The organism is Craurococcus roseus, from assembly GCF_039523795.1.
Taxonomy (GTDB): domain Bacteria; phylum Pseudomonadota; class Alphaproteobacteria; order Acetobacterales; family Acetobacteraceae; genus Craurococcus; species Craurococcus roseus.
This window is the reverse complement of record NZ_BAAAFZ010000058.1, coordinates 1-11,998: the sequence shown is the minus strand read 5'-3', so window position 1 is coordinate 11,998 and position 11,998 is coordinate 1. Positions and strand designations below refer to the sequence as shown.

The window sequence follows — 11,998 nt, the reverse complement described above, 5'->3', positions numbered from 1 at the left end:
CTCCGGGCCGGCACGCCGGCGGTGCTCGCCGCCAACGCCGCCGACCTCGTCGCCGCCGGGGACTTGGCGCCGGCCTTCCGCGACCGCTTGGCGCTCGACGCCGGCCGGGTGGAGGCGATGGCCGCCGGCCTGGAGCAGGTGGCGGCGCTGCCCGACCCGGTGGGGCGGGTGCTGGCGGAGTGGGAGCGGCCGAACGGCCTGCGCATCCGCCGGGTGGCGCAGCCGATCGGCGTGATCGGCATGGTGTTCGAGAGCCGGCCCAACGTGATGGCGGACGCCGCGGCGCTGTGCCTGAAGTCGGGCAACGCGGCCATCCTGCGCGGCGGCTCCGAGAGCCTGCGGAGCGTCGCCGCCATCCACGCCCGCGTCGTGCAAGGGCTGCGCGAGGCGGGTCTGCCGGAGGACGCGGTGCAGGCCGCGCCCACCGCCGACCGCGCCTTCGTTGGCGCGATGCTGGGCGCGTCCGGGCTGCTCGACCTGATCGTGCCGCGCGGCGGCAAGGGCTTGGTCAACCGCGTGCTGGAAGAGGCGCGGGTGCCGGTGCTCGCCCACGCCGAGGGGCTTTGCCACACCTTCGTCCACGCCGCGGCCAACCCCGCGATGGCGCGGAAGCTGCTCGCCAACGCCAAGATGCGCCGCACCGGCATCTGCGGCGCGACCGAGACGCTGCTGATCGACGCCGCCGTGGCGCCGTCGCTGCTGCCGCTGCTGGTGGAAGACCTGCGGGCGCTCGGGTGCGGTTTCCGGGCCGACGCGCGGGCGCGCGGCATCGTGCCGGAGTTGCCGCCCGCGACGGAAGCGGACTTCGCCACCGAGTGGCTGGACGCGGTGCTCTCGGTGGCGGTGGTGGACGGCGTGGAGGGGGCGCTGGCGCACATCCGCCGCTTCGGCAGCGAGCACACGGAATGCATCGTCACCGAGGACCCGGCGGCGGCGGAGGCGTTCCTGAACGGCATCGCCTCCGCGGTGGGGATGTGGAACGCCTCCACCCAGTTCTGCGACGGCGGCGAGTTCGGCTTCGGCGCGGAGATCGGCATCGCCACCGGCCGGCTGCACGCGCGCGGGCCGGTCGGCCTGGAACAGCTCTGCACCTACCGGTACCATGTGCTCGGGAGCGGGCAGACGAGGCCGTGATCCGCGCCCCGGGGAAGGGAACGTCCATGCGGAAAACGGTGCTGCTCGCCTGCGCCCTCGCGCTGCCCGCCTTTGGCGCACGGGCCGCCTGCCCGGCGGACGAGGCGGTGGAGAAGCTGGCGCTCGGCATCGTCGAGAACCGGCCGGGCGAGCCGCTTTCCGGCATGGCGTCGCTCGCGGACGGGCAGTGCGCGCAGGACAAGCTGGTGCCGCTGCTCGCGAAGCAGTTCGGCCGCCCGGTGGGCTACAAGGTCGGCCTCACCAACGCCGGGGCGCAGCAGCGCTTCGGCGTGCCGCACCCCGTCACCGGGACCATCTACGAAGCGACGCTGCGGCACCGCGACGGCGCGGAGGTGCCGGCGCGCTTCGCCGCTGTGCCGGCGGTGGAGGCGGACCTCTTGGTGCGGGTGCGCGACGAGGGCGTCAACGCGGCGCGCACGCCCGAGGAGGTGCTGCGCCACATCGACCAGGTGATCCCGTTCATCGAGCTGCCCGACCTCGTCATGCCGCCGCCGAAGCTGGACGGGCCGAACCTGCTGGCGATCAACGTCGGCGCGCGGCTCGGCGTGTCCGGCGAGCCGATCCCCGTTCGCGCGGACGCCGGGTTCGCCGCGGCCCTCGGCGCCATGACGGTCACGATGGCGGACGACACGGGCAAGGAGTTGGCGAAGGCGCCGGGCACCGCGCTGCTCGGCCACCCGTTGAACGTTCTGCCCTGGCTCGCCGAGGACTTGGCGAAGCGCGGCAAGAAGCTGCAAGCGGGCGACATCGTCTCGCTCGGCGGCTTTTCGCCGGCGCTGCCCGTGGAGGCCGGGCGGCGCTACACGGTGCGCTACGAGGGTTTGGCGCCGCAGCCGGTTTCGGTGAGCGTCCAGGTCAGGTGACGGCGGCAGAGGCGGCCGGGCCTTGGGGGGACGGGCGGCGGGTCCGGATCGGCCTCCTCGGCGGCAGCTTCAACCCGGCGCACGAGGGGCACCGGCACGTCGCGGAGCGGGCCTTGGCGGCGCTCGGGCTCGACCAGGTCTGGCTGCTGGTGTCGCCCGGCAACCCGCTGAAGCCCTCCCGCGGCATGGCGCCCTTCGCCGAGCGGCTGGCCTCGGCCCGGCGGATCGCGGACGGGCGGCGGATCTTGGCAACGGGGATCGAGGCGCGGCTCGGCACGCGCTACACCGTGGACACCCTGGCGCTGCTGCGCCGGCGCTTCCCGCGGGCGCGCTTCGTCCTGCTGCTCGGGGCCGACAACCTGGAGCAGTTGCCGCGCTGGCGGCGCTGGCGGGAGATCGCCCGGACCACGCCGATCGCCGTGGTGCCGCGGCCGGGCGCCACCCGGCGGGCGCTGGCGGGCCGGGCGGCGCGGGTGCTGGGCCGGAACCGGCGGCGGCCGGCGGCCTTGTTCGGGGGAACGGAAGGCGCACATGCGCCCTGGTGCCTGGTCCCGGCGCCGGAGCACCCGGCCTCGGCCACCGCCATCCGCGCGGCGCGGTGCGCGGCGGCGGCCCGCGCCGAGCACGGCACGCCCAAACACGCAAAGGAGGCGCACATCGCGCGCACGCCCAAGCAGCCGTCCCCCGCGGGGACCGGCGATGAAAACGAAGCGCCGGTCGAGGTGGCCCGGCCGCGCCGCGCCCGGACGGCGAAGGAGCTTTCCGCCGCCGGGCCGGAGAAGGCGCCTGCGGCGCGCGCGCGGGCGCCGCGCCGGCCCAAGCCCCCGCTGGAGCGGGTGGAGGAGCTGGTCTCGGCCGTCCGCACCAGCCTGGAGGACGACAAGGCCGAGGACATCCAGGTGCTGGACGTCACCGGCCGCGCGTCCTTCACCGACCGCATGGTGATCGCCACCGGCCTCGCCGAGCGGCAGATCCAGGCCATGGCGACGCACCTGGAGGAGGCGCTGGAGAAGAACGGGCTGAAGCTCCGGCGCGACGCGATCCAGGGCTCGCCCGACTGGGTGCTGATCGACGCCGGCGACCTGGTGATCCACCTGTTCAAGCCGGAGGCGCGGGCGACCTACGCGCTGGAGCGCATGTGGGGGCCGGACAGCCCGGTGGAGGAGCAGCACCAGCAGGGCGCCGCCCCCGGGGAGGGGGCGGCGGAAGGGGCTTGAGCCGGCCGCCCCCGCGCCTGGTCGCGGTGGGGCGGCTCAGGGCCGGGCCGGAAGCGGCCTTGTTCGCCGAATACAACGTGCGGCTCCGCCCGCCGCTGGCGGTGACGGAGATCGCCGAGGCCCGCGGCGCCCCGGCCGAGGCCCGTCGGCGCGAGGGCGCGGCGATCTTGGCGGCGCTGCCGCCGGGCGCGCTGCTGGTGGCGCTGGACCTCGGCGGCGCGGCCCCGTCCAGCGAGGCCTTCGCCGCGCTGTGGACGCGATGGGACGAGGGCGGGCGGACGCCTTGCTTCGCGGTGGGCGGCGCCGAAGGGCTCGACCCGGCGGTGCTGGCCGCTGCCGACCACCGCCTGTCGCTCGGGCCGCTGACCTGGCCGCACATGCTGGTGCGCGTGCTGCTGGCGGAGCAGCTTTTCCGGGCGCAGGCCATCCGCGCCGGGCATCCCTACCACCGCGCTTGGCGGCCTTGAGGGGGTCAGGTCGCGGGGCGCTGGCGGACGGAGAGCGGCGTCGCGCGGAAGGCGACTGCCAAGCGGTTCCAGCCGTTGATGGCCGCCACGGCGAATCCGAGGTTGGCGATCTCGGCCTCGCTGAAGTGCTCACGGGCCTCGGCGTAGACGGGGTCGGGCAGGTCGCCGCGGTCGGCGAGCCTGGTCAGGGCCTCGGCCAGGGCGAGGGCGGCGCGCTCCCGCGGCGCGAACACCGGCCCCGCCTCCCGCCAGCCGGCGATCATGTCCAGCCGCGCCGGGGCTTCGCCCGCCTTCCGCAGCGCGGCGCCGTGCATGTCGAGGCAGAAGGCGCAGCCGTTGATCTGCGAGCAGCGGAGGAAGACGAGTTCGACCAGCCGCTCCTCGAGGCCGGAGCGCTTCACGGCCCGGGTGAGGGCGAGCATCGCGCGGTATGCTTCCGGCGCGGCGGCAGGGTAGTCGAGCCTTTGTGCGTGGATTTGCATGGCGGGCCTCCGGCGCGTGCGGCGCCTCCAACGGGATCGCCCCGGCGGCCCCGTGCCGGCAAGCCCGCGCCGCCGCGGGGCAGGGCTGCGCCGGGCGAGGGTCGCGCCACCGCGCCGGCGTGGTATCGTGCTCCGCCTCTGGCCGCGGATGCTCGCCATCCGGCGCGCCCCGCCGTCGTCGGAGGCCGTGACGGCCGGCCGCGCGGGGAAAGTCCGCCGCGGCGCCCTCGGAGGAGGTCCGGCGTTGGAAGGTGTGGGCACGCTCGCGCTCGCCGCGCTCGTGTGGGTCGGGGTGCATGTCGGCATCGCGGGGACGGCGGTGCGCCGGGCCGCCGTGGCGCGCCTCGGCGAGAACGGCTTCCGCATCGGCTTTTCGGTGCTGTCGGTGGCGGCGATCTTCTTCCTCGTGCGGAGCTATGGCGCCTCCGGGACGACGGTGCTGTGGACAGCGCCGGAATGGCTGCGGTGGCTGCTGGCGCTCGTGATGCTGGCGGCGTTCGTGCTGTTCGCCGCCTCCGTTTCGGCGCCCAACCCGACCATGGCCGGGGGCGAGCGGGCCTTGGGCGGCGAGGCGCGCGGCGTCCAGCGCATCACCCGCCACCCCATGCTCTGGTCCTTCGCGCTCTGGGCCGCCGTCCACATGCTGGGGAACGGCGACACCGCCAGCCTCCTCTTCTTCGGCGCCTTCGGGGTGACGGCGCTGGCGGGGATGCCGTCGATCGACGCCAAGGTGGCGGCGCGCGAGCCGGAGGCGTGGAGCCGCTTCGCGGCCCGGACCTCCATCCTGCCGTTCGGCGCCATCGCCGCCGGGCGGAACCGGCTCGACCTCGCGGAGCTGGGCTGGAAGCCCTGGGCGATCGGCCTCGCGCTGTGGGCCGTGCTGCTCGCGTTCCACCGCACGCTGTTCGGCGTCCCGGCCGTCCTGCCCGGCTGAGTTCCCCCTTGAACCCGGCCGGCCGCGGGACCATTGCTGCGCCGCACGGAACCAGCTCGGGAATCGGAGATGCAGGAACGGCTCACCACCGCCGACCACGCGGACACGCCGCGCGCCGCCGCCGCGCGGCTGACCTTGTCGCCCGTGTTCCAGCGCGTCGTGGTCGGCCTGATCCTGCTGAACGCCGTCACGCTCGGCCTGGAGACCTCCGAGGCGGCGATGGAGCGTTGGGGCGGGGCGCTGCACGCGATCGACACGGCGCTGCTCTGGGTGTTCACCGCCGAGCTGGCGTTGCGGGTCTACGCCTTCCGCGGCCGGTTCTTCCGCGACCCCTGGGGCATCTTCGACCTCCTCGTGGTGGGCATCGCGTGGCTGCCGGCGACGGGGCCGCTGTCCGTGCTGCGGGCGCTGCGCATCCTGCGCGTCCTGCGCCTGGTGAGCGTGGTGCCCTCGCTGCGGGTGGTGGTGGAGGCGATGCTGGCGGCGCTGCCCGGCATGGGCAGCATCGTCGCGCTCATGGCGCTGATCTTCTACGTCGCCGCGGTGATGGCGACCAAGCTCTACGGCGCCACCATGGAGGAGGAGTTCGGCACGCTCGGCGCCAGCTTCTTCACCCTGTTCCAGCTCATGACCCTGGACGACTGGGCGAACATCGTGAAGCCGGCGATGGAGAAGCACCCCTATGCGCTGCTGTTCTTCCTGCCCTTCATCCTGATCGCCACCTTCGTGGTGCTGAACCTGTTCATCGGCGTGATCGTGGAGAGCATCCAGAGCCTGCGGGAGCAGCGGGAAGCGGCGGGCGTGGCGGAGTCGCGGGAGGAGGCGCACGCGGACGCCGCGGCGCTGATGCGCGAGATCAAGGCGCTGCGCGCGGAGGTGGCGGCGCTGCGGGCGGAGCGGGGCGGCAGCGGCGGCTGACGCCGGCCCTGGCGCGCGCTTGCCCGTCCCTCCCGCCGCGGCGCAGGCTCGCGCGCTCGACGGGGAGGGAACGCCACATGGAACAGGGCATCGCCGCGGACCTCGAAGGCAAGGCCGCGATCGTCACCGGAGCCGGCTCCAGGCCCGGCGAAGGCGTGGGCAACGGCCGCGCCGCCGCCATCCTGCTGGCCCGCGCCGGCGCGCGCGTGGTGCTGGCCGACGCGCGGGAGGACTGGGCCGAGGACACGCGGCGCATGATCGCCGAAGAGGGCAAGGGCGAGGGCGTGGTCGCCACGGGCGACGTGACGAAGCCGAAGGATTGCCGCCGCATTGTCGAGGCCGCCACGGGCCGCTTCGGCCGGCTCGACGTGCTGGTGAACAACGTGGGCGTCAGCGGGCCGCGCGGCACCGCCGAGGAGGTGGACCTCGACGCCTGGAACGCAGGCCTCCTGGTGAACGTCACCTCCATGATGCTGATGGCGAAGTTCGCCGTGCCGGCCATGCGGAAGGCGGGCGGCGGCGCCATCGTCAACATCGCCTCCGTCGCGGGCCTGACCGGCGGGCACCCGTCGCTGCTCTACCCCACGAGCAAGGGCGCGGTGGTCAACATGACCCGCGCCATGGCGGTGCACCACGCGAAGGACGGCATCCGCGTGAACTGCGTCTGCCCAGGCATGGTCTACACGCCCATGGTGCAGGAGGGCGGCATGTCGCCCGAGCTGCGCGACGCGCGGCGCAGGCGCTCGGTCCTGCAAACGGAAGGCAGCGGCTGGGACGTGGGCGCGGCCGTCGCCTTCCTTGCCTCCGGCAACGCGCGGTGGATGACGGGCGCCATCGTGCCGGTGGACGCGGGCGCGACCGCGGTGACGGCCATCGCCACCGGCACCGACCCGGCGACGGCCTGACCCTCTTTTTCCCCGATCGCGTCGTGACGGCAGGCGCCGGGTGGTCGGCCCGGCGAGTTGCGGACCGGTCACGGCGGCGGCGCGAACCTCGTAGGCACGCGATCGCGACGCTCCGACGGATTGGTGTCCTATAGGATGGCATGAAAACGGACACGAAGCCGTGGGAGGAAGCGCATGACAAACCTCGTCTTTTCGGCTGACGACGGCTCCACCGGCCGGGAGCTGTGGACGACCGACGGCACGGTCGCGGGAACCCGTCTGCTGGCCGACATCTGGCCCGGCGGCGGCTCCGCGAGCCCGTCCTCCCTGACCTCGCTCGGGGATGGCCGCGTCGTCTTCGCCGCGGCTGATCCGGTGCACAACACGGAACTCTGGGTCACGGACGGCACGACGGCGGGCACGCAACTGGTGCTCGACATCAACACGGCGTCGTCGGGCTACGGCACCAGCTATCCCAGCAACTTCGCCCTCCTGGAGAACGGGCGCGCCCTCTTCGTGGCCAGCGACCCCGGGCGCGGCTACGAGCCTTGGGTGACGGACGGCACCGCGGAAGGGACCCGCGCGCTGGAGACCAACCCGGAGTCGGCCTACTCCTACCTGAGCGGCGCCTTCGTGGCCCTCGGCGACGGCCGCGCCCTGTTCAGCGTGAGCGACAGCGAGATCGGCACCGAGCTCTGGGTCACCGACGGCACCCAAGAGGGCACCGGCCTCGTGGTGGACATCGCCCCCGGGCCTCGCGGGAGCTCCCCCGGGAGCTACTTCGGCGGGTCCGGCATGATCGCCCTGGGGGACGGGCGGGCCATCTTCGGCGCGGACGACGGCGTCAACGGCCGCGAACTCTGGGTCAGCGACGGCACGGAAGCGGGCACCTACCTGTTCGCCGACCTTTGGCCCGGCACCTACAACCCCTACCCGGGCAGCGGCGACGTCCCCGGCAGCAGCAACCCCGCGAACTTCACCGCCCTGGAGGACGGGCGGGTCCTGTTCACGGCGGCCGACCCGGACCGGGGCACCGAACTCTGGATCACCGACGGGACCGCCGGCGGCACGCGCATCGTCGCCGACATCTGGACGGGCACGACCGTCCCCTACCAGGGAGCCAGTCCCACACCCGCCAGTTCCTCGCCGGGCAACATACGCGCGCTCGGCGACGGTCGGGCCGTCTTCGCCGCGGACGATGGCGTGCATGGCCGCGAACTCTGGGTCACGGACGGCACGGAAGCGGGCACCTGCCTGCTCGCCGATGCGTGGGAAGGCGGCGGTTCCGGCAACCCCGGCGGCGGCGGGAGCTACTCCCCCGCCCCATCGCCTTACGGGCCGCCGCCCTACGGGCCGGGCGGCGCGCCGGGCGGCATCCTCGCCCTGGGCGACGGGCGCGCGGTGTTCTCGGCCACCGATCCCGTGCACGGCAACGAGTTGTGGATCACGGACGGCACCCCGGACGGCACGCGGCTGGTGGAGGACATCAACCGCAACGCCCAGGGCTACGCCAACAGCGTCCCCAGTCACTTCGCCGCCCTGGACGACGGGCGGGTCGTCTTCACGGCCGACGACGGCGCGAACGGCGCCGAGCCCTGGATCACCGACGGCACCGCCGAAGGCACGCAACTGCTGCGCAACATCAACCCGGGGAACGCCGGCAGCGGCGCTTCCGCCTTCGTCCGCTTGTCAACGGTCGACGAGGCCCACGCACCGGCGGCGGGGGAACCTTCCCCGGCAGCCGGCGAGTGGTTCGTGGCCTAGCTCGCGTCCGCCGCTGGACACGCGGCGCGCATCCGGTGTCCTCCGGTCGGAGGGATGCCGGCGCGCAGGGCGGGAACAGGCCGCGCCCGCCCTACGCCGCGTCGTGGAAGATGATGCCGAGCGTGTGCCGCTCGCCGCGGCGCACGCGGCTGACGCCGTGGCGCATCGTGACGCGGTAGGCGCCGCGCGTGCCCTGCACCGGGCGGTGGTTCACGGCGAAGGCCGCCGCCTCGCCTCGACGCAGCGGCACCACCTCGGCGCGGGATTGCATGCGGGGGCGCTGTTCCGTCAGCACGAATTCGCCGCCCTCGAACACCTCGCCCGGGGCCGACAGGAGAACCACGACTTGCAAGGGGAAGGCGTGCTCGCCGTAGAGGTCCTGGTGCAGGCAGTTGTAGTCGCCGGGGCCGTAGCGCAGCAGCAGCGGCGTGGGCTTGGTTTGGCCGGCGGCGTGGCAGCGGGCGAGGAATTCGGCGTGGTCGGCGGGGTAGCGCGTCGGCAGCCCCATCGCCTCGCTCCAACGGTTCGCCACCGGCGCCAGCCGCGCGTAGAGCGCCCCGCGCAACGCCGCCACCTCCGGGGGCAGCGGGTCGGCGAAATACTTGTACTCGCCGCGCCCGAAGCCGTGCCGGGCCATGACAACGCGGGAGCGGAAGCGCTCCTCGCCGCTATCGTAGAGGGCGGACAACCGCTGGCATTCGTCCGCGTCGAGCAAGGGGCCGAGGACCGCGGCGCCGGCCTGGTCGAGCGACGCTTCCGCCGCCGCCCAGTCCAGCGCCGCCAACTGCTCTTTCATCGCCATCGCGCCTCGGTCCCCCACCCAGCCTTCCCGCCAGCATGACGGGTCCGGCCCCGGCGCGCCCTCCGGCGGTTGCGGTTCTCCGCCCGGAGAGGCGGCGGGGAAGGCGCCGGCTAACGCGCGCCCCGCGCAGCGGAGATGAGGCGCTCGCGCAGGCTCTGGTCGGCCTGGGCGAGGCGGATGACGCTGTTGTACTCGTCCAACGTCAGGCCGCGCGACGCGAGCGCGGCTTCGGCGGCGCCGCTGGCTTCCGCCGCGATGGCCTCCTGTTCCGCCGGCTGCGCGCTCTGCATGCGCTGGGTGAAGCGCGCCTGGATGCCGGACAAGTCGCGGATCGCGGCGCCGGCGCGCTGGACCGTGGCCTCCGGCACCTGCGCGCCCGCCGCGTTCGTGCCCTGTTCGGCCCCGGGCTGGGGACCCGGCGACGCCTGCTGCGCCCCGAGCGGGGCGGCCGCGAAGCCGAAGGCGGTGACCAACACGGCCGCGCCCAGGGCCTTGGCGAATGCGCTCTCCATGCTTTTTCCAATCTTTGATGGTTTCTGGAACCCCAACTGGGGCCTGGCGCGGTAACGGCGCCTGTGGCCGGAGGTTCTGAGTTCATGGACCGGGGATCGCGCACCGCGACCGCCGCGTTGCGAACGACCGCGCCATGTGTTCTCGCTGATGTGAGCGCGGGCGTCGGCGCTTCCGGCTTCGCTTCGGGGCCACCATCGGCCCGCGGCCCGCCCGTTGACCGGCGGCGCGGGAACCTTGCGGCGGCGGGTGGCGCGTCTTACGCAACCCGCCCGCCATCACCCGCCCGGAGTCCCGACAGCGATGTCGAGCAGCGCCCCGCACCGCCTCCGTCCCGTCATGCTCGCCATCCTCGATGGCTGGGGCTGGCGCGAGGAGGAGGCGGACAACGCCGTCCGCCTCGCCAGGACGCCCGCCTTCGACGCGCTCTGGGCCGCCGGGCCGCGGTCCTTCCTCCGCACCTCGGGCGCGGATGTGGGGCTGCCGGACGGGCAGATGGGCAATTCGGAGGTGGGGCACCTCAACATCGGCGCCGGGCGGGTGGTGATGCAGGACCTGCCGCGGATCGACACGGCGGCGGCGGACGGCTCGCTCGCGGCCTCGCCGGTGCTGGCGGGGTTCATCGCCAAGCTCCGCGCGTCGGGCGGCACCTGCCACCTGCTCGGCCTCGCCTCGCCGGGCGGCGTCCACAGCCACCAGCGCCACGCGGCGGCGCTGGCGCGCGCCGTGTCCGCGGCGGGCGTGCCGGTCGCGGTTCACGCCTTCACCGATGGCCGCGACACCGCGCCGCGCGCCGCGCCCGAGCAGTTGCGGGCGCTGGAAGAGGACTTGGCGGGGCTGCCGGGCGTGCGGATCGCCACGGTGATCGGCCGCTACTGGGCCATGGACCGCGACAACCGCTGGGATCGCGTGTCGAAGGCCTACGCCGCCATGGTGGACGCGGAGGGCGAGGCGCGCGCGGCCGATGCCGTTTCCGCCGTGCTCGCGGCCCACGCGCGCGACGTGAACGACGAATTCGTGCCCGCCACCGTGGTCGGCGACTACGCGGGGATGCGCGACGGCGACGGGCTGCTCTGCTTCAACTTCCGTGCCGACCGGGTGCGGGAGATCCTGTCTGCCCTGCTGGAGCCGGACTTCAAAGGCTTTCCGCGCGCGCGGGTGCCGCGCTTCGCGGCGGCGGCCGGTCTGGTGGAGTATTCGGCCGCGCTCAACACCAGGATGTCGGCGCTGTTCCCGGCGCAGTCGATGGAGGACATCCTCGGCGCCGTGGTGTCCGCGGCCGGCCTGAAGCAACTCCGCACGGCGGAGACGGAGAAGTACCCGCACGTCACCTACTTCCTGAACGGCGGCATCGAAACGCCCTTCCCCGGCGAGGAGCGGGTGATGGTGCCCTCGCCCAAGGTCGCCACCTACGACCTGCAACCGGAGATGTCGGCGCCGGAACTGACGGAGAAGGCGGTGGAGGCCATCCGCTCCGGCCGCTTCGACCTCGTCGTGCTGAACTTCGCCAATCCGGACATGGTGGGCCACACCGGCAGCCTGCCCGCCGCCATAAAGGCGGTGGAGGCGGTGGACGCGGGGCTCGGACGCATCGCGGCGGCGATCCGGGAGGCCGGGGGCGCGCTGCTCGTCACCGCCGACCACGGCAACTGCGAGCTGATGCGCGACCCGGAAACGGGCGGGCCGCACACCGCCCACACCACCAATCCCGTGCCGGTGGTGCTGGCCGGCGGGCCGGAAGGGGCACGGCTCGCGGAGGGCGGCCGCCTCGCCGACATCGCGCCGACGCTGCTCGCCCTGCTCCGCCTGCCGCAGCCGGCGGCGATGACCGGCCGGTCCCTGCTTCGCGCCGGGTGAGGCGGCCGGGCGCCGCCGACGCCTGCCTCGCCTTCCTGGTGCTCCTCGGCGGCGCCCAGGCGGCCCCGGCCCAGCAGCCGACGCCGCGGGAGGCCGGGGAGGCCCGGCGGGCGGCGCAGGCGGAGCGGGGCGCGGCGGACGCCGC

At 74.4% G+C, this 11,998-nt stretch carries 12 protein-coding genes and 1 pseudogene; 10 read left to right on the top strand and 3 right to left on the bottom strand.

All coding sequences use genetic code 11. The annotated features are described in order from the left end of the window. The 5 genes and pseudogenes from ABD067_RS18055 to ABD067_RS18035 all read left to right on the top strand — a co-directional run. Positions 1–1,134 (top strand): glutamate-5-semialdehyde dehydrogenase (locus ABD067_RS18055; RefSeq protein WP_343896758.1); only part of this gene is annotated, 1,134 nt, incomplete at its 5' end. A gap of 26 nt (positions 1,135–1,160) precedes the next feature. Next, positions 1,161–2,018: a 2-keto-4-pentenoate hydratase gene (locus tag ABD067_RS18050; RefSeq protein ID WP_343896757.1), complete on the top strand. Its 858-nt coding sequence runs from the start codon at positions 1,161–1,163 to the stop codon at positions 2,016–2,018. Then, positions 2,015–2,632 (top strand): annotated as a pseudogene (locus tag ABD067_RS18045) (nicotinate-nucleotide adenylyltransferase); the annotation flags it as partial. The gene ABD067_RS18050 and the pseudogene ABD067_RS18045, both read left to right, overlap by 4 nt. A gap of 108 nt (positions 2,633–2,740) precedes the next feature. Beyond that, a complete protein-coding gene (gene rsfS, locus ABD067_RS18040) occupies positions 2,741–3,235 on the top strand; it encodes a ribosome silencing factor (RefSeq protein ID WP_343896760.1) in 495 nt (164 codons plus the stop codon). Beyond that, a complete protein-coding gene (locus ABD067_RS18035; protein ID WP_343896756.1) occupies positions 3,232–3,702 on the top strand; it encodes a 23S rRNA (pseudouridine(1915)-N(3))-methyltransferase RlmH in 471 nt (156 codons plus the stop codon). The genes rsfS and ABD067_RS18035 overlap by 4 nt, the downstream gene beginning before the upstream one ends. A 5-nt stretch (positions 3,703–3,707) precedes the next feature. Here the strand turns inward: ABD067_RS18035 and ABD067_RS18030 are convergent, their stop codons facing one another. After that, a complete protein-coding gene (locus tag ABD067_RS18030) occupies positions 3,708–4,184 on the bottom strand; it encodes a carboxymuconolactone decarboxylase family protein (protein WP_343896755.1) in 477 nt (158 codons plus the stop codon). A 253-nt stretch (positions 4,185–4,437) separates the two neighbouring features. Between ABD067_RS18030 and ABD067_RS18025 the strand changes: the two genes are divergently transcribed. From ABD067_RS18025 to ABD067_RS18010, 4 genes are all read left to right on the top strand, one after another. Then, entirely contained in the window at positions 4,438–5,118 is a 681-nt protein-coding gene (locus tag ABD067_RS18025; protein WP_343896759.1) for an NnrU family protein, read from the top strand. Positions 5,119–5,187: 69 nt separating this feature from the next. Next, positions 5,188–6,036: an ion transporter gene (locus tag ABD067_RS18020; protein ID WP_343896754.1), complete on the top strand. Its 849-nt coding sequence runs from the start codon at positions 5,188–5,190 to the stop codon at positions 6,034–6,036. Positions 6,037–6,113: 77 nt separating this feature from the next. Further along, positions 6,114–6,941, top strand: a complete 828-nt coding sequence (locus ABD067_RS18015) for an SDR family NAD(P)-dependent oxidoreductase (protein ID WP_343896753.1) — start codon at positions 6,114–6,116, stop codon at positions 6,939–6,941. A gap of 174 nt (positions 6,942–7,115) precedes the next feature. Beyond that, positions 7,116–8,684, top strand: a complete 1,569-nt coding sequence (locus tag ABD067_RS18010; RefSeq protein WP_343896752.1) for an ELWxxDGT repeat protein — start codon at positions 7,116–7,118, stop codon at positions 8,682–8,684. 91 nt (positions 8,685–8,775) lie between these two features. Here ABD067_RS18010 and ABD067_RS18005 read toward each other — a convergent pair whose 3' ends face one another. Together ABD067_RS18005 and ABD067_RS18000 are read right to left on the bottom strand one after the other, a co-directional pair. Next, complete coding sequence (locus tag ABD067_RS18005) at positions 8,776–9,486, bottom strand: 2OG-Fe(II) oxygenase (RefSeq protein ID WP_343896751.1); 711 nt, start codon at positions 9,484–9,486, stop codon at positions 8,776–8,778. 110 nt (positions 9,487–9,596) lie between these two features. Then, the gene (locus tag ABD067_RS18000) at positions 9,597–9,998 is read right to left on the bottom strand and encodes a DUF4168 domain-containing protein (protein WP_343896750.1); all 402 of its coding nucleotides are present in this window, start codon (positions 9,996–9,998) and stop codon (positions 9,597–9,599) included. A 301-nt stretch (positions 9,999–10,299) separates the two neighbouring features. Here ABD067_RS18000 and gpmI point away from each other — a divergent pair, with 301 nt between their 5' ends. Next, on the top strand, positions 10,300–11,853 hold the full coding sequence (gpmI, locus tag ABD067_RS17995) for a 2,3-bisphosphoglycerate-independent phosphoglycerate mutase (protein WP_343896749.1): 1,554 nt from the start codon (positions 10,300–10,302) through the stop codon (positions 11,851–11,853). Positions 11,854–11,998: the final 145 nt, after the last annotated feature.

What these genes read in the sequence shown, in the direction of transcription:
- ABD067_RS18015 (WP_343896753.1), top strand. Translation starts at nt 6,114, where the DNA reads ATGGAACAGGGCATCGCCGCGGACCTCGAAGGCAAGGCCGCGATCGTC.
- ABD067_RS18030 (WP_343896755.1), bottom strand. Translation starts at nt 4,184, where the DNA reads ATGCAAATCCACGCACAAAGGCTCGACTACCCTGCCGCCGCGCCGGAA.
- ABD067_RS18020 (WP_343896754.1), top strand. Translation starts at nt 5,188, where the DNA reads ATGCAGGAACGGCTCACCACCGCCGACCACGCGGACACGCCGCGCGCC.
- gpmI (WP_343896749.1), top strand. Translation starts at nt 10,300, where the DNA reads ATGTCGAGCAGCGCCCCGCACCGCCTCCGTCCCGTCATGCTCGCCATC.
- ABD067_RS18010 (WP_343896752.1), top strand. Translation starts at nt 7,116, where the DNA reads ATGACAAACCTCGTCTTTTCGGCTGACGACGGCTCCACCGGCCGGGAG.
- ABD067_RS18005 (WP_343896751.1), bottom strand. Translation starts at nt 9,486, where the DNA reads ATGGCGATGAAAGAGCAGTTGGCGGCGCTGGACTGGGCGGCGGCGGAA.
- ABD067_RS18000 (WP_343896750.1), bottom strand. Translation starts at nt 9,998, where the DNA reads ATGGAGAGCGCATTCGCCAAGGCCCTGGGCGCGGCCGTGTTGGTCACC.
- ABD067_RS18050 (WP_343896757.1), top strand. Translation starts at nt 1,161, where the DNA reads ATGCGGAAAACGGTGCTGCTCGCCTGCGCCCTCGCGCTGCCCGCCTTT.